This is a genomic window from uncultured Roseobacter sp. (assembly GCF_947495275.1).
Taxonomy (GTDB): Bacteria; Pseudomonadota; Alphaproteobacteria; order Rhodobacterales; family Rhodobacteraceae; genus Roseobacter.
This window is the reverse complement of sequence record NZ_CANLYL010000001.1, coordinates 128143-151414: the sequence shown is the minus strand read 5'-3', so window position 1 is coordinate 151414 and position 23272 is coordinate 128143. Positions and strand designations below refer to the sequence as shown.

12 protein-coding genes are annotated in these 23272 nt (G+C 57.8%); 9 read left to right on the top strand and 3 right to left on the bottom strand.

Annotated features, from left to right (window positions below):
* The first annotated feature begins 6 nt into the window (after window positions 1-6).
* The 6 genes from Q0802_RS00705 to Q0802_RS00680 all read left to right on the top strand — a co-directional run bounded on the left by Q0802_RS00705 (window position 7) and on the right by Q0802_RS00680 (window position 8462).
* Window positions 7-1659 carry an alpha-amylase family glycosyl hydrolase gene (locus tag Q0802_RS00705; RefSeq protein WP_298913517.1) on the top strand — a complete coding sequence of 551 codons (1653 nt, stop codon included), beginning with the start codon at window positions 7-9 and terminating at the stop codon, window positions 1657-1659.
* Window positions 1660-1683: 24 nt separating this feature from the next.
* Window positions 1684-2793, top strand: coding sequence for a sn-glycerol-3-phosphate ABC transporter ATP-binding protein UgpC (gene ugpC / locus Q0802_RS00700; protein ID WP_298912119.1), 1110 nt, complete (start codon window positions 1684-1686; stop codon window positions 2791-2793).
* Between the two features lie 170 nt (window positions 2794-2963).
* Window positions 2964-3359 carry a DUF3307 domain-containing protein gene (locus tag Q0802_RS00695; RefSeq protein WP_298912116.1) on the top strand — a complete coding sequence of 132 codons (396 nt, stop codon included), beginning with the start codon at window positions 2964-2966 and terminating at the stop codon, window positions 3357-3359.
* 202 nt (window positions 3360-3561) lie between these two features.
* Entirely contained in the window at window positions 3562-4935 is a 1374-nt protein-coding gene (locus Q0802_RS00690) for a TolC family protein (protein ID WP_298912113.1), read from the top strand.
* The gene (locus Q0802_RS00685) at window positions 4932-7136 is read left to right on the top strand and encodes a type I secretion system permease/ATPase (RefSeq protein ID WP_298912110.1); all 2205 of its coding nucleotides are present in this window, start codon (window positions 4932-4934) and stop codon (window positions 7134-7136) included. The genes Q0802_RS00690 and Q0802_RS00685 overlap by 4 nt, the downstream gene beginning before the upstream one ends.
* Window positions 7137-7139: 3 nt before the next feature.
* Entirely contained in the window at window positions 7140-8462 is a 1323-nt protein-coding gene (locus Q0802_RS00680; protein WP_298912107.1) for an HlyD family type I secretion periplasmic adaptor subunit, read from the top strand.
* Here Q0802_RS00680 and Q0802_RS00675 read toward each other — a convergent pair whose 3' ends face one another.
* Window positions 8463-10727, bottom strand: coding sequence for an adenylate/guanylate cyclase domain-containing protein (locus Q0802_RS00675; RefSeq protein ID WP_298912104.1), 2265 nt, complete (start codon window positions 10725-10727; stop codon window positions 8463-8465). It abuts the gene before it with no gap.
* 278 nt (window positions 10728-11005) lie between these two features.
* Between Q0802_RS00675 and Q0802_RS00670 the strand changes: the two genes are divergently transcribed.
* The 3 genes from Q0802_RS00670 (at window position 11006) to Q0802_RS00660 (ending at window position 20501) form a co-directional block, all read left to right on the top strand.
* Window positions 11006-14821: a tandem-95 repeat protein gene (locus Q0802_RS00670; protein ID WP_298912101.1), complete on the top strand. Its 3816-nt coding sequence runs from the start codon at window positions 11006-11008 to the stop codon at window positions 14819-14821.
* 242 nt (window positions 14822-15063) lie between these two features.
* Complete coding sequence (locus Q0802_RS00665; protein WP_298912098.1) at window positions 15064-16878, top strand: autotransporter assembly complex family protein; 1815 nt, start codon at window positions 15064-15066, stop codon at window positions 16876-16878.
* Window positions 16878-20501, top strand: a complete 3624-nt coding sequence (locus tag Q0802_RS00660; RefSeq protein WP_298912095.1) for a translocation/assembly module TamB domain-containing protein — start codon at window positions 16878-16880, stop codon at window positions 20499-20501. The genes Q0802_RS00665 and Q0802_RS00660 overlap by 1 nt, the downstream gene beginning before the upstream one ends.
* Window positions 20502-20548: 47 nt before the next feature.
* Here the strand turns inward: Q0802_RS00660 and Q0802_RS00655 are convergent, their stop codons facing one another.
* Both Q0802_RS00655 and acs read right to left on the bottom strand, forming a co-directional pair.
* Window positions 20549-21061, bottom strand: coding sequence for a flavin reductase family protein (locus Q0802_RS00655; RefSeq protein WP_298912092.1), 513 nt, complete (start codon window positions 21059-21061; stop codon window positions 20549-20551).
* A gap of 175 nt (window positions 21062-21236) precedes the next feature.
* Entirely contained in the window at window positions 21237-23201 is a 1965-nt protein-coding gene (gene acs / locus Q0802_RS00650; RefSeq protein ID WP_298912089.1) for an acetate--CoA ligase, read from the bottom strand.
* Between the last annotated feature and the right edge of the window lie 71 nt (window positions 23202-23272).

Below are 23272 nucleotides of genomic sequence, written 5' to 3'. Positions count from 1 at the left end.
ACAAAAATGGACACTATCGACATGCATAATTCCTATGACACCACGGATAAGGACTGGTGGCGTGGCGCTGTCATCTACCAGATCTACCCGCGCAGCTTTCAGGACAGCAACGGGGATGGTATTGGCGATCTGATCGGCATCTCGCAACGCATGAGCTACATCGCCTCGCTGGGTGTGGATGCGATCTGGATTTCGCCGTTCTTCACCTCACCGATGAAGGATTTCGGCTATGACGTCAGCGATTATTGCGATGTTGATCCGATGTTTGGCACGCTGGCCGATTTCGATGTGGTCGTGGAGGCGGCGCATCAGCACGGTCTGAAAGTGATGATCGATCTGGTGCTCAGCCATACCTCCGATCAGCACCCGTGGTTTCAGGAAAGCAAGAAGGATCGCAGTAATCCGAAATCCGACTGGTATGTCTGGGCGGACCCGAAACCCGATGGCACGCCGCCCAATAACTGGCTGTCGATCTTTGGCGGTCCGGCTTGGCAATGGGATGCGGGCCGCGAGCAATATTACCTGCATAATTTTCTGGTCGAGCAGCCCGATCTCAACTTCCATAATGAGGACGTCCAGGACGCCATTCTCGCCACAACGCGTTTCTGGCTGGACCGGGGCGTGGATGGGTTCCGGCTGGATACGATCAACTTCTACTACGCGGACAAGGAATTGCGCGACAATCCGGCGCTGCCGCCTGAACGGCGCAATGCCAACATCGCACCCTCCGTGAACCCCTATAATCATCAGGAACACCTTTATTCCAAGAACCAGCCCGAAAACATCGGGTTCCTCAAACGGTTCCGGGCGTTGCTGGATGAATATCCCGCCGCGTCCTGCGTCGGTGAAGTGGGCGATGCGCAGCGCGGTCTGGAGCTTTTGGGACAATACACCAGCGGCCCCGAAATGGTGCATATGTGCTATGCCTTTGAGTTTCTGGCGAAAACCAAGCTTGATGCGGCGCGGGTGGCTCAGGTCTTCGAAGAACTTGAGCATGTGGCCAAAGACGGCTGGCCCTGCTGGGCTTTCTCCAATCATGACGTGGAACGCCACGCGTCGCGCTGGAACCTGTCCCCGCAGGCGCAACGTCTTTTTGCCACGATGATCATGTGTCTGCGCGGGTCGGTCTGCCTTTATCAGGGCGAGGAACTGGGCCTGCCGGAAGCTGACGTGGCTTTTGAAGATTTGCAGGACCCCTACGGCATCGCTTTCTGGCCGGAGTTCAAGGGCCGCGACGGGTGCAGAACGCCCATGGTCTGGGAGCCCTCGAACCAGAACGGCGGATTTTCCGAAGGGTTTCCGTGGTTGCCAGTCAGTCATGACCATCTGAACCGGTCAGTCAGCGCGCAGGAGGAAGAGCCGAGCGCCATCCTGCACCATTATCGCCGCGCCATCGCGTTTCGCAAAGAACATCCGGCCTTGATCAAAGGCGATCATGGCGGCGTCACTGCTGACGGGGATGTCTTGCATTTTACGCGTTCGCACGAAGGCCAAACCCTGTACTGCGCCTTCAATCTTTCTGACACACCGTCCTTGCATGACATGCCGTCCGGCAACTGGATGACCATCGGGCATGAACTCGGGGGGGCCACGCCCTCCCCGGATTTCAAGCTGCATCTTGGACCCTGGCAGGCTTGCCTGGCACTGAAACAGACTTAACCCACGTCTTGGGAGGGACACTATATGGCCAATTTGAATCTGACCGATGTGGGTAAAGCCTATGGCGGCAGCGTCGAGGTTCTCAAAAACATCAACCTGGACATCGACACAGGTGAGCTCATCGTCTTTGTGGGTCCGTCGGGTTGCGGAAAATCGACGCTATTGCGAATGATTGCCGGTCTGGAAAAGATCACCAGTGGCGAGTTGCAGATTGATGGGCAACGGATGAATGACGTGCCGCCTGCGCAACGTGGCATCGCGATGGTGTTTCAGTCCTATGCGCTCTACCCGCATATGACGGTGCGCGACAATATGGCCTTTGCGCTGAAGCTCGCCAAGAAAACGCCTGCTGAAATTGACGAAGCGGTCAGCCGTGCCGCCAAGGTGTTACAGCTGGACGAATACCTTGATCGTTTGCCCAAGGCGCTTTCCGGTGGGCAGCGTCAGCGGGTGGCTATTGGCCGGTCGATTGTGCGCGATCCCAAGGTCTATCTTTTCGACGAACCGCTTTCCAACCTTGATGCGTCCTTGCGGGTGGCAACCCGGATCGAGATCGCGCAGCTCAAGGAAAGCATGCCCAATTCCACCATGATCTACGTGACCCATGATCAGGTGGAAGCCATGACGCTTGCCAGCCGGATTGTGGTTCTGGCCAACAAGGGCATTGCCCAGGTTGGCACACCGCTGGAGCTTTACGAGCGACCGGAAAACGAGTTCGTGGCTCAATTCATTGGATCCCCTGCCATGAACCTGCTGGCCGGCGAAATCGTTGAGACGGGACAGGTGACGCGCGTCAAGGTGGATGACGGCGCCGGAACCATTGCCGCAAACATTCCCACGAATGAAGATGATAAGGGACGCAAGGTGAACGTGGGTATTCGCCCCGAAGACATGGTTGCCACGGATGGTGAGAACTATGCTTTCTCCGACAAGGTGACGATTGTCGAGGCGTTGGGAGAGGTGACCCAACTCTATTTTGAGGCCCCGAGTTCCGGTCAGCAGACAGATACGGTGATCGCGAAACTGGCGGGCATTCATACGGATATGCGGGGGCAGACGCTTCATCTCACCGCCGATCCGTCCAAAGTGCATCTGTTTGCCGACGGACATTCGCTTTTATATCGCGGCAGTTGATGTATGTTGACCCGCACAACCTGACCGTTAGTGCGTTCGTGATCAGAATTTTCCCCTGCGATGACCGGCGGGAATTTGAGTATGAGGAGTATGAGGGCCAAAACCTACATTTACAGGCCCATATTTGTAGCATTAATCTTTAACCCACGGTCGGGGTGAAAGGAAAAACCTTGTTTGCGAGTTACAGCACGTTGCTGATCTTATTATGCTTATTGCAATTGAAACATATGCTGGCGGATTACTTCCTGCAAACCGGCATTATGCTGGACGGGCGCCATCAATATCTGCATCTGGGACGATTTCTGCATGCTGGCGTTCATGCGTTGGGGTCTTTGCTCGCGTTTTTGCTGGTGGGGTCCGCGATTACTTTTATTTTGCCGGTGATATTGGTGGAATGGGTTGTTCATTTTCACATTGACTGGTGGAAGGGGCGACACACAGCAGACCAGCAGCTGACGCCCTCTGATGCCGCGTATTGGCGCGCATCGGGCGTTGATCAGGCCCTGCACCAATTGACTTATGTAGGGATGATCTGGCTCTGGCTCGTTTCGATGAACATGGTCTGATTTGACGGCAAGCCAATCTGTCTGACGGGTCTGTTCAGGAGCGTTTTAGCACCTGAATGACGCGGCAAAGGCGGCCCAGGCGTCGCCCATCCCCTGATCTCTCGGCAGGGGCAGAGACTCCTCACGTTTGATTTTTTGTTAAATTTGGTTAACGTAAGGCCATTGATTTTGAGTATTTTGTGAATGAGTTTCGGGGGAACACTTGAATATATTGCCCAAATTGCCGGTTTATGTGGCGGCCATACTTATGCTCGCCAATACAGCTTTGGCGGAAAGTCTTTCCGAAGCCGTACGTTTTGCCGTTACCACCAACCCGGTGGTGAAATCCTCGCAAGCGGAGATGCGGGCTTCTGCTTTTGAGTTGCTGCAATTGCGTGGAGAGTTCGAACCCGAAGTGACCTTGTCGGGTGAAACAGGTTGGCAAAGGGTCGATGATCCAAACTCACTCTCCGTCGCTGACAACGACAGCACCAAGCCCCGCAATCAGTTGGGGGTGCGTGCGCAACTTGTCCTGTTTGACGGGTATCGACGCTCCAACCTCGTCTATGCCAATGCGGCCCGCGTGGATGGCAGTATCTACCGGTTGCTTGATGCGTCAGAAACCATGGCTCTGAACGCCACGGAGGCCTACATCGACGTCTACCGGCATCGGACTTTGCTGACCGTGGCCAAAAGCAACGTTGAAAAGCACGAAGACATCGGACGCCGGGTACGGGAACTTGTGCAGGGCGGAAGGCTGCCCTACAGCGATGAGCTCACCATTGACGATCGCATCAGATCGGCGCGGCTCGCGCAGCTCGAGGTCGAGCGGGCTTTGCGTGATGCCAATGCACGCTACGAACGGGTCGTCGGGCGGCCGCCCTCGAGCGGCATGCGCATACCGTTGGCGCCCGCGCCTCAATCGCTGGATGGGTTGATCCAAAATGCGGTGAACAACAGTTACCGCGTTCAGTTCGCCCGTACCCAGATTGACCAGACGCGGTTCCAGTCAGAGGTAACCTTGTCAGACAGATACCCTCAGGTGACGCTGAATGCCGGAGTTGTGCGGGACATCAATCGCAATGGTGTGTCTGGCACGCGCACGGACGAAACGATCGGCCTTGGATTGCGCTGGACCTTGTACCAGGGGGGACGTCAGGCAGAAAGGCGCGCTTTGGCCGAGCAAAACAGCCGCGCTTTGTCACAACAGGCGGTGGCCGTTCGCGAGGTGCGCGAATTGGCAACCCGGACATGGAACACATACCGCACCAATTCTGAAAGATCCGCGCAGCTTAACGATCAACTGCGCATCAATCGCTTGATCGTCGAAGTTTACGGCGATGAATTCGAAGCGGCCAAACGCACGTTGCTGGATTTGCTCGAAGTGGAACGGGCGCGCTTCAACGTGGAATTCGAAGCCGTGGGCGCGCAGGCGGGACTGGCCTTCAGCACCTACCGCTCCTTGGCCGCCCAAAGCCTGCTGGCTGCGCATTTCGGTCTTGCTAAAAGCGATCTCGCGCTGCAACCGCAGTTTCAGGAAAGGGTCAAAGAGAACCCGACTGCGATTTTCAATGTGAACATTGAGCCGCTGAAATGAGCGTGCACGACGGCGCAGCCACTGCGGCCGTGTCATCCATGCTGCCAGCGTCATCAGATCATTACTCCGAGTTCAAAGGGGCGAGATGGGCGGTTATCCGTTGGATGGCCGACCATTTCGCACGTCCCTTTTCGGCGGAGGCTGTTTCAGCACGGCTGCCGCAGGATCTGGATCTGTCCCGCCCCGATCACGTGTCGCGCGCGCTGGCTGCGATAGGTCTGAAAACGCGGCTTGTACTGCGTGATCCGGCCGCTGTGGATGCCATCGTCTTGCCCTTTGTGGCTTTTCGAAAGTCCGGCGGGCCACTGATCATTCGCGCGCTTGATGAAGCCGGTAAAACGGCGGCCTTGATCGATCCGGACCTGACACCCCATGAGCAGGAAGTGTCTTTGCGCCAGTTGCGCCGGGACATTCGGCCAGAACTGTTGCTGATCACCCGTGCCGATGATCAGGCACATGCGATGCTGGCACCCGAAGTCGTCGCTGCGGATACTCAGAGAGGACATTGGTTCTGGGCGCCGGTCCGGGCCAATTGGGGCAACTGGCTGCAAGTGCTCGTGGCGGCTCTGCTTTTGAACCTGATGACGCTTGCGCTGCCGCTCTTTGTCATGAACGTCTACGACAAGGTTATTCCCAATCTCGCCTATGTGACCCTTTGGACGCTGGCGATAGGGGTGGGGATTGCGCTTTTCCTTGATCTGGTTTTGCGGACCATCCGCGCAAATATTCTGGAAAACATTGGCCGCAGGGTGGATGTGAAAGTCGCAGCATCGCTTTTCGGCCAGGCGATGAATGCCCGCCTCTCGAACCGACCGGGCGGGGCTGCGGGCATCGCCAGTACGATCCGGGATTTCGAGGTGGTCCGGGAGTTCTTTGCCTCCGCGTCTTTTGTTGCGGTCATCGATGTCATGTTTATCGGCATTTTTGTGGCGGCGCTGTTCGTCATTGTCGGACCTATCGCCCTAATACCGCTTGGTGCTGTGCCCGTCGTTTTGCTGATCGCACTCCTGGCCCAATGGCCAATCAGCCGCAGTGCCGGCCGCGCACAGCAGATGGCGACCAAACGCCATGTCGTTCTGATCGAGGCGCTGTCCGGTATCGAGACGATCAAAAGCCTGAACGCAGAGCCGGTCATGCAGCGTGAATGGGAAAACGCCGTTGCCGCCTCGTCCCAGATCAACGGCCGCACCAAGTTCTGGTCCAATATGGCGTCCAACGGCACCATGATGGTGCAGCAGGTTGTGTCGGTGCTGATCATCGTCTGGGGTGTTTTTCTGGTCTCTGACGGGGCGATCACCATCGGTGGTCTGATCGCGGCAAACATTCTTGCGGGTCGTGTGCTGGCCCCCTTGGGAACGATTGCTCAGACAATCTTTCGGGCACATTATGCCATGAAGTCGTTGGGCGCGTTGAACCGTTTCATGGATTTGCCAGTCGAACATGCAGCGGCGGTCGGAAGTGATGCGTCGATTGCCCGGGGGGCTGTTCGCGTCGAGGGTGTGACGCTGCACTACGCCGAAAGCCCGCAACCCGCGCTTAAAGATCTGAGCTTTGAACTCGCGCCGGGCGAATGCGTCGCGCTGTTGGGCCGCGTTGGGTCGGGCAAAACGACAACCGGCAAGATGCTGGCGGGCCTGCTGACACCAGACAGCGGGACGATCCTGATCGATGGGATTGCGCTTTCGCAATATGAACCGGCCGAGCTGCGGCGCGGCATTGGATACTTGCCGCAGACCCCTGAACTTTTCACCGGAACGCTGCGTGAAAACCTGATGATCGGCAATCAACAGGCAAGTGATGCCGAGATTTCCAATGCGCTTTATTTCGCTGCGATGGATACCTTCATGGCCGAGGCGCAGGAAGGTCTGGATATGTTCATCGGGGAGCAGGGCAAGCGACTGTCAGGTGGTCAGCGTCAAGGCGTGGCATTGGCGCGCTTGTTGCTGCGGCGCCCCAGATTGCTGTTTCTGGATGAGCCCACAAATGCCATGGATCAACGGATGCAAACGCAGGTTGTCGCGCGATTGGCGGAGCTCAACCAGACGGGTGTCGGCCTCATGGTTTGCACGCACAGGCAGTCTCTGGCGGCGATGGCGACGCGGTTGATCGTGATGGATCAGGGCAGGGTGGTGCTGGACGGCCCGCGCGAAGATGTTCTGACCCAGTTGCGGACCATGGGTGCCGCGCGGGCGCAGGAGTAGGCAATGTTCGGAAACCGCATTGAAGATGAATTTGCCAATAACATCAGCGGGGCGCGACCGGCTGTGCGTGATGCGGGACCCTGGCGGCTCCTGCTGGTGATCGCGCTTGGCCTTGCAGCTTTCGGCGGCTGGGCGGCCACCTACAAGATCGAAGAAACAGCACGCGCAAACGGCCGCGTGATCCCCTCGCAACAGGTACAGATCGTACAAAGCCTTGAGGGCGGGATCGTGCGCAGCATCGCGGTGCAGGAGGGGGATATCGTTGAGCCGGGCGATGCGCTCATGCAGATCGACGACACACGTTTTGATGCGGAACGCGGCGAATTGCTGGAACGCGAAGCTGCCATTCTCGCCGAAGCCGCCCGGCTAGAGGCGGAGGCCCGATTTGCGCAGGAGCTTGTCTATGAAGAAGCGTTGGCGACACGTGCAGCTCTGGCCGTCGCTGCCGAAAGTGAGGTCTTCTTTTCAAGGCGTGAGCAGCTCAAACGGGAACTTCAGATTTTGGAAGCGCAGCTATTGCAGCGACGCAGTGAACTTGACGAAGTCAAGGCGCTGCGCGCTCGTACAATGGCGATCATTGCGCCGCTGCGCGAAGAAATTGCGCTGACCCAAGATATGTTTGATCGCGGCCTCGTTCCCCAAATCGAATTGTTGCGCCTGCAATCCAGATTTGCCGAGCTAACAGGGGATATTGCCGTGAGCCGTGCCAGCGAACCACGCTTGCAGGCTGCGATCATCGAAGCCGAAAACCAGATTGACGCGGCACGCTCTGCCTACGTTCTGACTGCGCGGCAACGGCTGGCGAAACTTCAGCTTGAGTTGGCAGTTGTGCAGGAGACCTTGCGCAGCGCCAATGACCGGGTAACGCGTGCCCAGTTGCGCGCCCCGGTGCGGGGCACGATCAACCGGGTCAATGCCACGACCATCGGCGCGGTCGTGCAGCCGGGCGCGCCACTGGTCGAAATTGTCCCCATCGACGACCGCTTGTTGATCGAGGCGGATCTGGGCCCCAGGGATATTGCTTTTGTTACCACCGGCGAGCGCGCGTCGGTCAAGATATCGGCCTATGACTATGTGATCTATGGGGATTTGGAGGGCGAAGTTATTCGCATCGGCGCGGATACGATCGCCAAGGAGGATGGAACGGAATTTTTCCGCGTCGTGGTGCGTACCGAAAAATCATACCTGGGAACCGCCGAGAAGCCTTTGCCGATCACACCAGGCATGATCGCATCGGTCGATATTCAGACCGGTGAGAAAACGGTGTTATCGTACCTGGCCAAACCGATTCTGAGGGCCCAGTCGGAAGCGCTGCGCGAGCGGTAACTATTTGCTGGTTGAGGCAAAAACCCCGTCCCAGTCGCCCGGTGGCGGGGCAATGCGCAGATCAGCAATGCGCCCGCTGTACATTTCGACATAATCGGCCATGTTCAGTTTGAGCTTATCCAGCAGCGCTGAGACTTCCGTCAACTGGATTTCGGCCTGATCCCATTGCCGATCCCGGTAGGCCTTAAGCATGGCAGAGTTGGTTGCGCAAAGGGCTGCGAACAAGGGCTCCCGGGCCAGGGTTTCATCGCCGAAAAGGGCAAATATCGTTTCGGGAACGGCCTTGCCCACCACACGCACAACATCCAGCTCCATGATCGCGAACGTCTCGGCAAGCGCGCGCGCGGTCGCTTCCCCCAAAATGATGGATGCCCCATAGTAGCGCGATTGCCCCTCCAAGCGCGACGCCACGTTCACCGGGTCACCGAGAGCGGTATAGTCAAAACGCATGTCACTGCCCATATTGCCCACCACGCATTGGCCGGTGTTGATGCCAATGCCCACTTTGATCCGGTGGATTTTGCGACGTGCTGGTGCGCCTTTCTTTTTCTGACCCGCGCGTGCTTTGCGACGGCGGGCGGCCTCACGCCGTCGTTTGGCATTGAAGGCGTGCACGTCTTCGATCATTTTCAACGCGGCGCGGCAGGCGGCCCGTGCATGATCGGGGTTGTCCAGAGGGGCGTTCCAAAACGCCATGACCGCATCGCCCATGAATTTGTCGATGGTTCCTTTCTGATCCATGATTGCGCGTGACAGGATTGTAAGGAACTCATTCATCAGCATGGTCAGTGCCTCGGGATCATCACGAAATTCCTCTGCAATTGCGGTGAAGCCCCGGACATCACTGAACAGCAATGTAAGCTCGCGGGATTCGCCGCCCAGACTCAATGTGCCTCGGTCCCGGGTTAACTGGTCCACCAGATCGGGGGAGACGTATTGCCCGAATGCGCTGCGAATTTCGCGTCTCTGCCGCTCTTCGCGCAGATAATTGACCGTGGAGATCAGGACGATCGCCGTGGCTGTTGCCAGAACCGGGAATGAGGGGTCCAGCAACACCCGCTTGCCAACGAAGAGGTAATAGGAGGTACCCACATAGCCAGCCAGCAGCACCACAGACAGGGAAATGAGCAATCGCGCCGATAGACTGGGGGCAAAGATGATGACCAGCGTACAAAGAATGAAGGTTGTGACGAGCTCAATCGCGATGGTGTAATTGGGTCGCACCAGCAGGGTTTTGGCCATGATGTTTTCGAGCACCTGCGCGTGCACCTCGACCCCGGCCATGGCGACCCCCAATGGGGTGGCGCGGAAGTCCTCCAGACCAATGGCGGATGTCCCCACAAGCACCAGGTGTCCAGCGAGGCGACCTTGTGGAACCCGGCCTTTGAGCAGATCGGCGGCGGAGACATAGCGACTGCGCGAGGAGGGTGTCAGATAGGGCCAAACCGTGCCGTCATGGGCGGTCGGGATGAGCTGACGCGCCAGCACAATTCCCTCAAGCCCGGCCTCGTTTGTGCGCACGGCAAAAGGATCACCGCCTGTTGCGACACGAAGAAGCTCCGGGGTCAGCCCGAGCCTGATCTGTCCCTGCACGCTCATAACCAGTGGCAGGCGCCGATAGACGCCGTCGGGGTCGGGGAGCGCATTGAAAATACCGCGTCCCGCCGCATTCGCTTCCAAGGCCGGAAGATTTTGAACGATGTCGGGAAACGCCAGCAGATACGGCAAGGGGCTGGGGCCAATCAGCGCATGCGCGACCTTGGCCATCTCGCGCTTCTCTTCGCGATTGCCAGCAATCGTGCGCACCGTCGTCTGGCCAACGATCACCCGGGATTTGGCAAAGGCGTCGGCGAGTACCTGATCGTTGTCAGGCAGGGCGGTCAATTTGCTCAGCAGTGCGGGGGGGATATCCGGATTGTCTTGCGCGATTTGCGCCGGTGACAGGCGATCAGGTTCGGAAAAGACAATGTCAAAGGCAATGGCCACGGCACCTTGCGCCGTGGCCAGTTGAACCATGTCGGCAATCCGCGTGCGCGGCCAGGGCCATTGCCCGATTTCCTCAATGCTTGTGTCATCGACATCAATGATCGCAACAGGCAACTGGGTCAGTTCGCGCGGCTTGGACTGGTGGTAAAAATCAAAGGAAGCGTTGCGCAGCGTTTCAAGCGGTTGCGGATCGCCAATCCGGATGATCAGGCCGAACAAAAGGCCAAAAAATGCGATGACCCGCACCCATCCGATCCACTTGGTAAACCACTGCGCCATTTCGATCTTTGCCCGACTGCCGCCATATCATCGCACGCATGGCACCGCTGCAACCGGAGCTGCCGATTGCAGCTTCCATACTGAACGAATCGTCCTTCAGATCAAGTCACAGCCCGGGTGACTGTTTCCGATCACGGGTCAATCGAGATGAATTTTCAACGTGTGCGGGAATATGGCGTTTCTGTGGCCACATTTCGGCAGAATGTGTCGTCGATCACATACCCGGACTCAATATTTGGTTAATTTTCAGTTAAGTTTCGGTTTTTAGGTAGTCTCAGGTGTCACGGCAAATTTCAGCACATAACGCCCCGCCAAAAGAGCTCATCGACCTTGCCGTAGATGACGCTGGCGTTATCGTCGTGCCGGACAGCGCTGCGTTGTTCAATGGGTCATTCCGGCGTGAAGGCCCCGATCTCTATATCGAAAACGACGGAAAGCCGGATTTTCGCGTTGCGGATTATTTCACGAACACATCACCAATTGATCTGTTTGATCCCGCAGGTGCCGTTCTGCGGGGCAATATTGTCGAGACGCTGGCAGGACCTTTGGCGCCTGGTCAATATGCGCAGGCAGGCGACATAGCGGCGGGTCCGGGGCCGATCGGACAGGTGGAAACGGTCGAGGGCACGACAACCGTGCAGCGCGCCGACGGCACCGTGGACACCCTGCAAGTTGGCATGAAGATCTTTCAGAACGATGTGATTGCAACACAGGATGATGGCTCGGTTGCGGTCACTTTTGTAGATGGCACGATCTTCACGCTCGCGGCGGCCTCGCGGATGGTGATCGATGAACTGATATATGATCCGAATGCGGCGGATAACTCCGGCAGCTTCAGCCTCATTCAGGGCAGTTTTGTCTTTATCGCGGGCCAGGTCGCCAAGACCGGGGGGATGGACGTCAACACGCCGTCCTCCACCATGGGGATCAGGGGGACCACGGTGATCGTGCAGGTGGGTACCGTCAACGGTGTGGATACCACCGAAGTGACCCTGACCACAGACCCCGATGGCACCAGAGGCGGTTTCGAGCTTCGTGATCTGGATGATAATCTGATCGCCTATATTGATGAAACCGACACCAAATGGATTGTGCGGGGTGCCAATAGCGAAAGCCGCGAGGTCGAGCGCACTTTGCAAGATGACGCCGAAGACAACCTGCTGATTGCAGAGGCTTTCGCGGCGTATCGGGCGGCGGTATCACGGGTCGATGCAGGTGACACCTATGTGTCTCTGTCGGACCCGGCAAATCCTTCTCTGGAGACTGACTTTGGCACCGAGGCGCCGACGGATCTGGATGTAGATGGCATTGACGAGCTTGATGTTATCGAAACGCCACCCGATGTGCCCAACGAGCCCGTCATCGACGACAGCAACAGTTTTGATGAAGGGTTGATCATTGATAACACCCAGGAAACGCCGGTCGTGGTGGTTACCGGGTTCGAGGATGCAACCGAAGAAGACGCCATCATGGGGTCGATCACCGCGGGGCAGAATCTGCCCGATGGTCTGGTCTACGTGCTTCAGGACGGCCCATCGAATGGGATGGTCACGGTCGAGCAGAACGGTGAATTCGACTACGTTCCTGCGCCTGATTTCAACGGCACGGATAATTTCACCTTTCTGGCCACGGATGCGACGGGCCAATCATTCAGCGGGACTGTGGTGGTCGAGGTGTTGCCCGTAAACGATGCCCCCGCAATTCAGGACGCGGCAGTGACCGTGAGCGAAGACAACATCGTTGTCGGGCAGATTGATGCCTCCGACGTTGATGGGGATGAATTGACCTTTACCTTGATCACGGTGCCGGAGAACGGAGAGGTCGTGCTGTTACAGGACGGCAGCTATGCCTACACGCCTGACGCCGATTTCAACGGAACGGATGATTTCGGTGTCCGCGTTACCGACCCTTCGGGAGAGACCGCGGATGCCACGATAACCGTTACCGTGACAGCATCGAATGATCCTCCCGTGATCACGACGGCTGCCGGAGCAAATACAGGCGAGGTGACAGAAGGGGCAGAGGATGCAGATGCTTCCGGGCAGCTCACGGCATCGGATGCGGATCCCGGCGCTGTGATTACCTGGTCTGGTGTTTCTGCCGCCGCGTTTGGGGCATTTGCCATTACCGCAGGTGGCGCCTGGAGCTATGTGCTGGACAACACCATTGCAGACGGAATTGCCGAAGGTGAAGTGGTCGTCGAAACCTTCACAGCTGTCGCGCGAGATGAGTTCGGGGCCGAAGCCACCCAGGTGGTCGAGGTAACGTTGACCGGTACCAATGATGCGCCCACGGTTGTCCGCAATGCCGTTTTTTCGCTGGATCAGAATGATGCCCTGAACGGCCAGCTGACGGCAACCGACGTGGACAGTTCTGGTGCATTGGCCTTTGCAGTCGGCGCCGATGGCCCGGATAATGGAACCGTTGTGGTCAATAATGACGGCAGCTTTGTTTACACACCCAATGCCGATTTTGCGGGGTTGGATCGCTTTGAATACACGGTGACAGACGGTCAGGGCGGGGTCTCTGCCGGTCGCGTGACCGCTGCGGTTGAAGCAGCATCGGGCGGCTCGGGTTCTCAGGCTGTTACGATATCGTTGAACACAACCGCCACGGAGGCTGCCGCCGCGGGTTCCTTGCTGGTGGATGCCCAGGCGGTGACCTCCCAATCGGTGAACCTCGTGATCGCGATGGACAGCTCTGGCAGCATTGGTTTCAGCGATTGGAGCGACCTGCGGGCATCAGTGAATGACGCGGTCAGCCTGCTTGCAGATCAGTTCGCGGGATCGACTACCAGCGTGGATGTCCAGATCATCACCTACTCCGGCGGTGCGTCGAGTGTAGGACCGCTCGATCTACAGGATCCGGCGCTCTCTTCGACCATCCTGAACCTGCCCTATCTGGGTGGTGCGACCCGATGGGATCTTGCCTTCAACGAAGCGGCGGATTTTCTCAACGATCAGCCCAGTAACGAAGCCAATTTTCTGCTGTTTATCACTGATGGCGTTCCGTCGAACGGCATGTGGCGCGACGCTTTGGCAACCCTGACCAACCCGATTGGAAACGACTACACGGTGGATATTCAGGCCTTTGGCATTGGCGATGGATATGATCCCAGCCTGCTTGAGGAATTTGATCCCAGCCCGACGTTTCTGGTGTCCCCAAATGAGCTTGCGGCCGCTCTGACGCAAACGCCGGTCTTTGCGCCGACATTGATTGACCTGCAGATCACGCTTGATGCGGATGGTCTGGACAAAGGCATCATTGCGGATGAAACGAGCCCCGCTTTGCAGGCCGATGGCATCGACTTTGCATTACCACTGGCAAGCATCGAGAATATCGCATTGATGCTGGGCGAGGACAATCTGGTCGGTGTGACGGCGCGCTTTGATCTCGATGGGGATGACAGTACCGCCGAGATCAACCTTTTCACCAGCGATGTGATCGGCAAGTCCGACACAGCGCAGACATTGAGCGGGCTTGACCAAGCTGACCTGTTGTTCGGCAGCGACGCGGCAGATCAGATCAGCGGTGCCGCTGGTGGCGACGTCATTCTAGGCTATGCAGGTGATGACACGATCAGAGGCGGCACCGGGGCAGATACCATCCTGGCAGGCGATGGCGACGATCGCATCATCGTTTCCGAAGCTCCGGACGCGGGAATTGATCTGGTGGATGGCGGCACCGGTCGAGACGTCCTGGAGTTTGATGTCGGTGGGGATTTGAACGATGAATTGCTGACCACTTTGGATATCCGCGACATCGAGGCCATTGATATGGATAACGCGCTGGGCAACGCGCTGGAATTGAGCCTTGCGGATGTCGTGGACCTGTCCAGCACAAGCGACGATGTTCTGGAAACGCTTCTGGACGAAGCCCTGCCGGAAAGCGCTGTGATCTATGGTGACACGGCGGATACGTTGACGCTGTTGCAGGACGGCGCGGCCGGTTTTCAAAAAATATCCGACACCCCTGTAGATGACGGAAACGGCAACAGTTTGGACATCTATGCCTATATCGATGGCGGCAATGTGCTTGCAACGCTGGGTGTCGATACTGAGGTGGACGTGCTGGGCGCGTTACCCATGCCGTGAGCCCGGTTTCAAACGGGTTATTCCCACTGTGATGATGGATTTGGCTGCTGAATATTACGGGTTCGCTGACGCGTGATCTGAATTTTGGCCCAGAGCCTTGCAACTCTTCCATGCGCGCTAGCTAGACTGATTGCAGGTAATTGGCGAAATCCGTTACAACGATGGGGATTGGTGAGTCTCGCAAGCTTTGAGCACGTAGTTCAATCGCATTGGGATATCTGTCGCTTGGGGGAGTGTGGGTAATGATGTCGAAGAGTTGGTGGTCAGGGCGAAGTCTAAAAGCGATTGCTGCTGCGTTGGCCATCTTTCTGGCTCAAGCTGCTGTGGCCTTGGATGTCACCATAGAAGGTGCCCTGGACGAAGACCTTCGCACCGAGTTGGAAGGCGGCTCGCTTCTTGTTGAACAATCGCAATCTGAAACCGAGGTCTCGTCTCAGGAACTGGTGTCTATTGCGCAGGCAGATTACAAACGTCTGCTCGCGGTTTTGTACGATTCCGGCTACTACGGGGCGATCATACGCATCGCACTTGATGGGCGCGAAGCTGCCTCCATCAAATCCGTTTCCCCGCCGCGCAGCGTCTCGCGGGCGGTGATTTCGATCACGCCCGGATCTCAGTTTCGGTTCGGAAAGGCGGAAATCGCGCCGCTGGCCAAAGGCACCAGGGTGCCCGAAGGGTTCCGCCTGGGAGAGACCGCACAGCTCAGTGTCTTGCGCGACGCGGTGAGCGCAGGTGTCGGCGCGTGGCGTGATCAGGGGCACGCCAAGGCCAAACTGCAAAGCCAGAAGGTCACAGCGCGCCACGGCGACAAGACCATCAACGCCACGTTGCGCCTTGATCCCGGCCCGCGACTTCGCTTTGGAGACCTGAAAGTCGCGGGCAACACGGCGGTCAGAACAGAGCGTATTCTCGAGATAGCAGGCCTGCCGGTCGGCACGGTCTATTCACCCAAAGAGCTCGAAGACGCGGCGGCACGATTGCGCCGGACCGGCACTTTCAGTTCCGTTGCGATGATTGAAGCTGACGAGATTGGGCCGGGCGATACATTGGCAGTCACCGCGCGCGTCGCGGAGGACAAACCGCGCCGGTTTGGCTTTGGCGGCGAGATTTCCACCTTCGAGGGTCTTTCACTCAGCGCGTTCTGGATGCATCGAAACCTGTTTGGCGGCGCAGAGCGTCTGCGTGTGGAAGCAGAGATCGAAGGTATCGGTGGTGAAACCGGCGGGACCGACTTCCTGCTGCGGGGGCGCTATCAGCGTCCGTCGACCTTTAACGAAGACACCGACCTCTATGTTCTGGGCGAAATCGAGCAGCTGGACGAGGTGAACTTCTTCTCTCGTCAGGCAACGGTTGGTGCGGGGATCGAACGGATTGCGTCGGATCAAAGAAGATACCGCGCAGGCCTTGCATTTCGCCGCGCCAATACCCGCGATGCATTTGGCGAGAACAACTACACGCTGATGCTATTTCCGTTGGGTGCCACCTTCGACTATCGCGACAAGACGCTGGATGCACGGCGCGGATTTTTTGCCAACGCTGAATTCACCCCCTTTGTGGCGATCGACGGGGCGGACAACGGGCTGCTGACCTCATTGGACGTACGGCACTACAAAACCTTTGGTGATCTGCGCCCCACCACCATTGCGCTGCGCGGGCAATTGGGATCGTTGATTGGCCCCGGTTTATCCGTGGCACCTGCGGATTTTCTGTTCTACTCCGGGGGCGGCGACACTGTCCGGGGGCATGAATACCAGTCTCTGGGCGTTGATCTGGGTGGCGGTCAAACCGTGGGCGGACGATCCTTCATTGGTCTTTCTGCGGAAATCCGCATGCGTACAACCGGGAACCTGGGGTATGTGGGCTTTTTCGATGCAGGCTACATCGGTCGCGAAGCATTTCCCGACGGATCGGGAGAATGGCAAACCGGGGCTGGCGTGGGGTTGCGTTATGACACACCCATTGGACCAATCCGGCTTGACGTCGCGGTGCCGACCTCCGGAGATGACGACGACGAGACCTCCTTTCAGGTCTACATCGGGATAGGACAGGCTTTCTGATGCGCAACATTTGGGTCACTCTTCTGCCGGTTGCGGCAATTCTGATCATGCCCTGGGCCGTGGTGGCTCAGGACAAGGAAGAAGAGGATGATGGTGGGTTCCTGACACGCACCATCGAAGACGCGCTCTCGGGCGCGGGCCGCGAGGTCAACATCGTGGGATTCGCCGGGGCGCTCAGCTCTGAAGCTTCCTTTGAACGGATGACCATTGCCGATGATCAGGGCATTTGGCTTACCCTTGAGGACGTAAGACTGAATTGGAGCAGGTTGGCGCTTTTGCGCGGCAATCTGGAAGTTGATCGTTTGAGCGCTGCCTCCTTAGACTTGCCGCGCTTGCCGGAAGCGGAGGAGACAACCGAAATCCCTTCGGCAGAGGCCACCGAATTCGCGCTACCTGACCTCCCGGTCTCGATCAATATCGAGGCCTTCGAGGTTGCGCGTATTAATCTTGGCGAGCCTATTATCGGCGTGGCGGCCGAACTCAGCTTGAAAGCAAACGCGCGTCTTGATGATGAAGGCGCTTTTATCGACCTCAATGCAGAGCGTGTTGACGGCACCGAGGGCACCTTTCTGATCAAGGGGGGATTTGCCCGCGAAACGGAACAGATCGATGTGCAGATGGAGCTGGACGAGGGGCCTCAGGGTCTGGCCGTCCGATTGATGAACCTGCCGGGGCAACCCTCGATGGATTTGACCGTTGCTGGTTCCGGTCCCCTTGATGACTTTACCGCCGACATTACCCTTGCCACGGACGGGCAGGAGCGTGTGGCCGGTCAGGTGATCCTCAAGGCTTTGCCAGCGGCCACGGAAGGTGCGCTGCCTGACCGTCGCATCCAGGCCAACCTGAGCGGTGATATCACGTCTCTGGTCGCGCCGGAGACCCATGAATTTTTCGGCGACAATGTGGGCCTCAAAGTCGATGTCTTGCGTTCCGCTGACGGTGCCATCGACGTGAGCGATTTTCGACTGAATGCAAAATCAGCGCAATTGGCAGGGGCGGTTCGGCTCAACAGCGATCTGTGGCCCACCTTCGTGGATGTTGATGGCCGGATCGGCACATTGGACGACACCGCCGTGGCGCTGCCGGGTCCGGATATCAACACAACTGTCAGTTCGGTTGATCTGAGCGTGGATTACGATGCGGAAAACGGGGATGCTTTTGTGGGCGATTTCACCGTGTCCGAGTTGCAGCGGGCGGACCTGCGTTTCTCTGAGGCCAAATTGCTGCTCGACGGCGCATTGAAAGGCGAAGTCGGATCAGTCGGCAGCTTTCTGGGTGATCTGACATTCAATGCGCGCGGTCTGGAGCTGGTGAATGCGGAGGCGGCCGAAGCATTGGGGCAGCAGGTCCGTGGCAAGGCCAACATCAACTATGTCGAGGATCAACCGATAGAGATCACGGGCCTTGAGCTGAAGGGCGATGACTATGGGCTGGCGGGGGATATCATCATCCAGGGTTTGGAAGGTGGTTTCCCATCGGACCTTAACCTTTCCGTGCAAGCAGATGATATCGCGCGTTTTGCCGGTATCGCAGGGCAACCCATTGCCGGTGCTGCACGGCTGGATGTTGCAGGGATGATCACGCCGCTCAGCAGCATGTTTGATCTCAGGATAAAGGGCACAACACGGGATCTGACCGTGGATGTCCCGCAGGCAGATGCCGTGCTGGAGGGGCTGACTGCCTTGACGTTGCAAGCGCGCCGGGACGTGAGCGGTACCTTCATTGATGATCTGGTGCTGACCAATGAATCTCTCAACGTGGCGGGCGATGTGCAGTTGCGCAGCAATGACAGCGCGGTGAACGTGATTGCAAGGCTGAACGATATCGCCAAGGTGCTGCCGCAGTATCAAGGGCCGGTAAATCTGGACGCGCAGGCCACGCAGGATGCTTTGGGGTGGCGCGTCGACCTGCTGACCAATGCCCCATACGACAGCAGGCTTGCCGTCAATGGTCGGGTGACCGGGCCCGAGACGGATGTGAAATTTGATCTCTCGGTGCCCGAAGTCCGACCTCTGGCCCCTTCGGTAGAGGGGCCGCTGTTGGCCGAGGGGAGGCTTTGGCAATCCGGGCAGGGCTATAGCGTCGATGTGGATGCGAACGGGCCTTACCGATCGCAGGTCTCTGTCGAGGGGTTGGCCACCGGTCCGGATGCTGCGGTGAAATTTACTGCCGGATTGCCAGATATTGGCGTTTTTGTACCCAAGATTTCGGGCCCTTTTTCCATAGAGGGCGACGCCAACCGCGATGGCACCGGGTGGCGCATTGATACCATGGCCCAAGGGCCGGCAGGCACCAATGCAGATATCGCGGGTTTGGTGAACGAGAGCGGTGATCTGGATTTGACCGTGGCCGGTGCATTGCCGCTTGGCCTGTCGGAGCCGTTCCTTGCACCACGCAGCTTGCAAGGTCAGGCGCAGTTTGATCTGGCGATTAAGGGCCCGCCTGCGCTGGAATCTGTGTCCGGTCGTATCACCACAAATGATGCAAGCTTTACCGCTCCCAACCTGCGCGCGGCGTTGGTCAACATTGTCAGCGCAATTGATCTGTCCGCGGGTCGTGTGCAACTGGACGTCAAAAGCGATGTTCAGGGGGGCGGCCAGGTTCTTGCGGGCGGCACGGTCAACCTGATCAGTCTGATTTCCGATCTGACCGTGGGCTTGCGCAACGTGGCGCTGGTTGATCCGCGCATATTCTCAACAACGGTAAATGGGGATATCTCCGTTGTCGGCGCATTGACCGGAGGCGCGCGTATCGCCGGGAATATCGACGTGGGCGAAACGCTCATTACGGTCCCGTCGTCAGGGCTGACAAGCATCGGCGAAATTCCCGATATCAACCACGTTGGTGCCCCCTCCGCCGTGACCCGAACCCGTGCGCGCGCCGGTGTGATACCTGAACCGGAAGCAAGCAGTGGTGGTGGCTCGGGCAGCGTGTATGGGCTGGGCATCAACGTGAATGCGCCCAGCAGGATTTTTGTGCGGGGACGAGGCATTGACGCCGAACTTGGCGGTGCGCTGGAGATCAGCGGCAACACCGGTCGGGTCATTTCCGCAGGGCAATTCGATCTGGTGCGCGGACGTCTCGATATCCTGGGCAAGCGGTTTGACCTGGATGTGGGGTCCATTCAGTTCCAGGGTGACCTAGTGCCTTACGTGCTTTTTGTGACCACCTCCGATACGGAAACCGGAACCGCCAGCATCGTGCTTGAAGGACCGGTGGACCGCCCCGAGGTGTCTTTCCGGTCATCGCCCGACGGGCCGCAAGACGAAGTGCTGTCTCAGCTTCTGTTCGGACGCAACCTAAGCGAAATTTCCGCCTTTCAGGCTGTCCAACTCGCAAACGCGGTTGCGGTTTTGGCCGGGCGCAGCGGTGTCGGTCTCATTGGCAACCTGCGCGAAGGGTTCGGGCTGGATGATTTCGATGTGACCACCACCGACGATGGTGAAGCCGCAGTTCGGGCAGGCAAGTACATTACCGATAACATTTATACCGACGTTCTGACCGGCGGCGGGGAAACGGAACTGTCGATCAACCTCGATATCAACGACTCCCTCACGGCGCGTGGCACGCTGGAAGATGATGGGAACACCGGAATCGGGTTGTTTTTTGAACGAGACTACTGACAGATTGGCCAAGCGGATTTTGCGCGGCTGGTCAGATGCCAGGCGCGTCAGTCCTGCGCGACAAACTGGCCAAAGGCGCCACGCTCGAACAGTAATCCCGGTCCGGTCGCGCCGTGTTGCACAACCTGCCGCACTTCGCCGATGATCACCGAATGATCTCCGGCCGGATGCACAGCATGCGTGTCGCAATGAAACTCGGCCAAGCAGCCCGACAGGCAGGGGGCTCCGGAGGGACCGGGCGACCAGTCAAATGCATCAAAATCTTCGCCTTCTGTGGAAAAATGGCGCGCCAGATCAAGTTGATGCGCGCCCAGAACATGCACGCAAAAGCTTTTCGCGGTCGCGAAGGCATCATGACGGCGTGACGAGATGGCCGGTGACCACAAGATCAGGGCCGGATCAAGCGATACCGATGAAAAGGAATTTGCCGTGATGCCCAAAGGCCCACGCGACGTATTTGTGGTGATCACGGTGACCCCGGTTCCATAGCACCCAAAAGCGCGCCGGAGATCATTCAAACGGTCCGCTGTGGGAGAGAACTGATATGTCTCAGCAGGCATTGGCCAACCCCGTGAACTTCACATTGTTTTCTCGCGTCACAAGACTGCCCCGTATTCTTGCGCCTCTAGGTATATCAGCGCAGCGGAAGGGCAAGCCTTTTCAGAAATGAACGGTAAATAGAGAACCGACCGCAAATTTGAGCATCGGTCCCCATAAACGGCGATCAACGCCCGATCAATTCTTGTTCATACGGTTCTCGATCAGATCTTCCACGACAGACGGATCGGCAAGCGTAGATGTGTCCCCCAAGGCCCCAAAATCATCTTCGGCAATCTTGCGCAGGATGCGCCGCATGATCTTGCCGGAGCGGGTCTTGGGCAATCCGGGCGCCCATTGAATCAGATCCGGGCTGGCAATGGGACCGATCTCGGTCCGCACCCAGTTTCGCAACTCCTTACGCAATTCTTCAGAAGGTTGCTCACCGCTCATCAAGGTAACGTAGCAATAAATGCCCTGACCCTTGATGTTGTGCGGGTAACCGACAACTGCGGCCTCGGCCACTTTGGCGTGAGCGACAAGCGCGCTTTCCACTTCGGCGGTCCCCATTCGGTGCCCGGAGACATTGATGACGTCATCCACGCGCCCGGTGATCCAGTAGTCTCCATCCGCGTCACGTTTGCAGCCGTCACCGGTGAAGTAATAGCCCTTGTAGTCCGCGAAATAGGTTTTCTGGAAGCGTTCGTGGTCGCCCCATACGGTGCGCATCTGGCCCGGCCAGCTGTCTGCAATGCACAATACCCCATCGACATCATTTCCCTCGATTACCTCACCGGATGTGGGTTCCAGCACCAGCGGCTTGATGCCAAAGAAGGGTTTCATCGCTGATCCCGGTTTCATGGCATGAGCGCCGGGCAGGGGGGTCATCAAATGCCCGCCCGTTTCGGTTTGCCACCAGGTGTCGACAATCGGACATCTCCCTTTGCCAACGACGTTGTTGTACCAGTTCCAGGCCTCGGGGTTGATCGGTTCCCCCACGGTACCCAGGATTTTCAGGTCGCTCAGATCGCATTTCTCAACGTATTCGTTGCCCTGACCCATAAGAGCCCTAATGGCGGTGGGGGCGGTGTAGAACTGGTTCACCTTGTGCTTTTGGCAGACCTGCCAGAACCGGCTGGCATCAGGGTAGGTTGGCACACCCTCAAACATCAGCGTGGTCGCCCCGTTGGCGAGTGGGCCATAGACGATGTAGCTGTGACCGGTGACCCAGCCGACATCCGCAGTACACCAGAAAATATCCCCATCCTGATAGTCAAAGGTGATCTGGTGGGTCATCGCCGCATAGACGAGGTAGCCACCTGTGGTATGGACGACACCCTTGGGCTGGCCGGTGGATCCTGAGGTATACAGAATGAACAGGGGGTCTTCTGCGCCCATCTCTTCGGGCGGACACTCTGCCGAGGCATCAGCCGCAAGCGCGTTATAATCATGATCGCGGCCCTCAACCCAGGTGGTCTGACCGCCCGTGCGTTTGACAACAAGGCATTTCACCTTGTCCGAACAATGCAGCAGCGCCTGATCCGCGTTGGACTTCAAAGGTGTCGCTTTGCCGCCGCGCGGTGCCTGATCCGCCGTGATCACGACCTTCGCGTCGCAGCCATTGACCCTTGCAGCCAGTGCATCCGGTGAAAACCCGGCAAAAACAATGGAATGAATGGCGCCGATCCGTGTGCAGGCCAACATGGCGTAGGCCGCCTCGGGAATCATCGGCATATAGATGATCACCCGGTCACCCCTGCCAACACCCATATCTTTGAGCACATTGGCCATCTTGCTGACCGATTGATGCAACTGATTGTAAGTGATGTGCAGTGCGTCTTCGTCGGGGCTGTCCGGCTCCCAGATGATCGCAGTCTGATCGCCGCGTGTCGCCAGATGCCGGTCGACGCAGTTGGCCGATACATTCAACGTGCCATCGGCAAACCAGTTGATCGAAACATTCCCAAACGAATAATCAACGTTTTTGACTTCCGTAAAGGGTTTGATCCAGTCGACGCGTGCCGCTTCCTTGCGCCAGAATTCTTCTGGATCGGAGATGGACGCCTGATACATGGCATCGTATTTCGCCGCATCCACATGTGCATTGGCGGCCATTTCTGACGAAGGTGGGTATGTTTTTGTGGACGTGGCAGTATCGGCCATGACGGCGTCTCCCTTTGGTCTTGATATTGCTGAATCGTGGTGCCGTTGCTGGCCTTGCGCCAGATCACCCG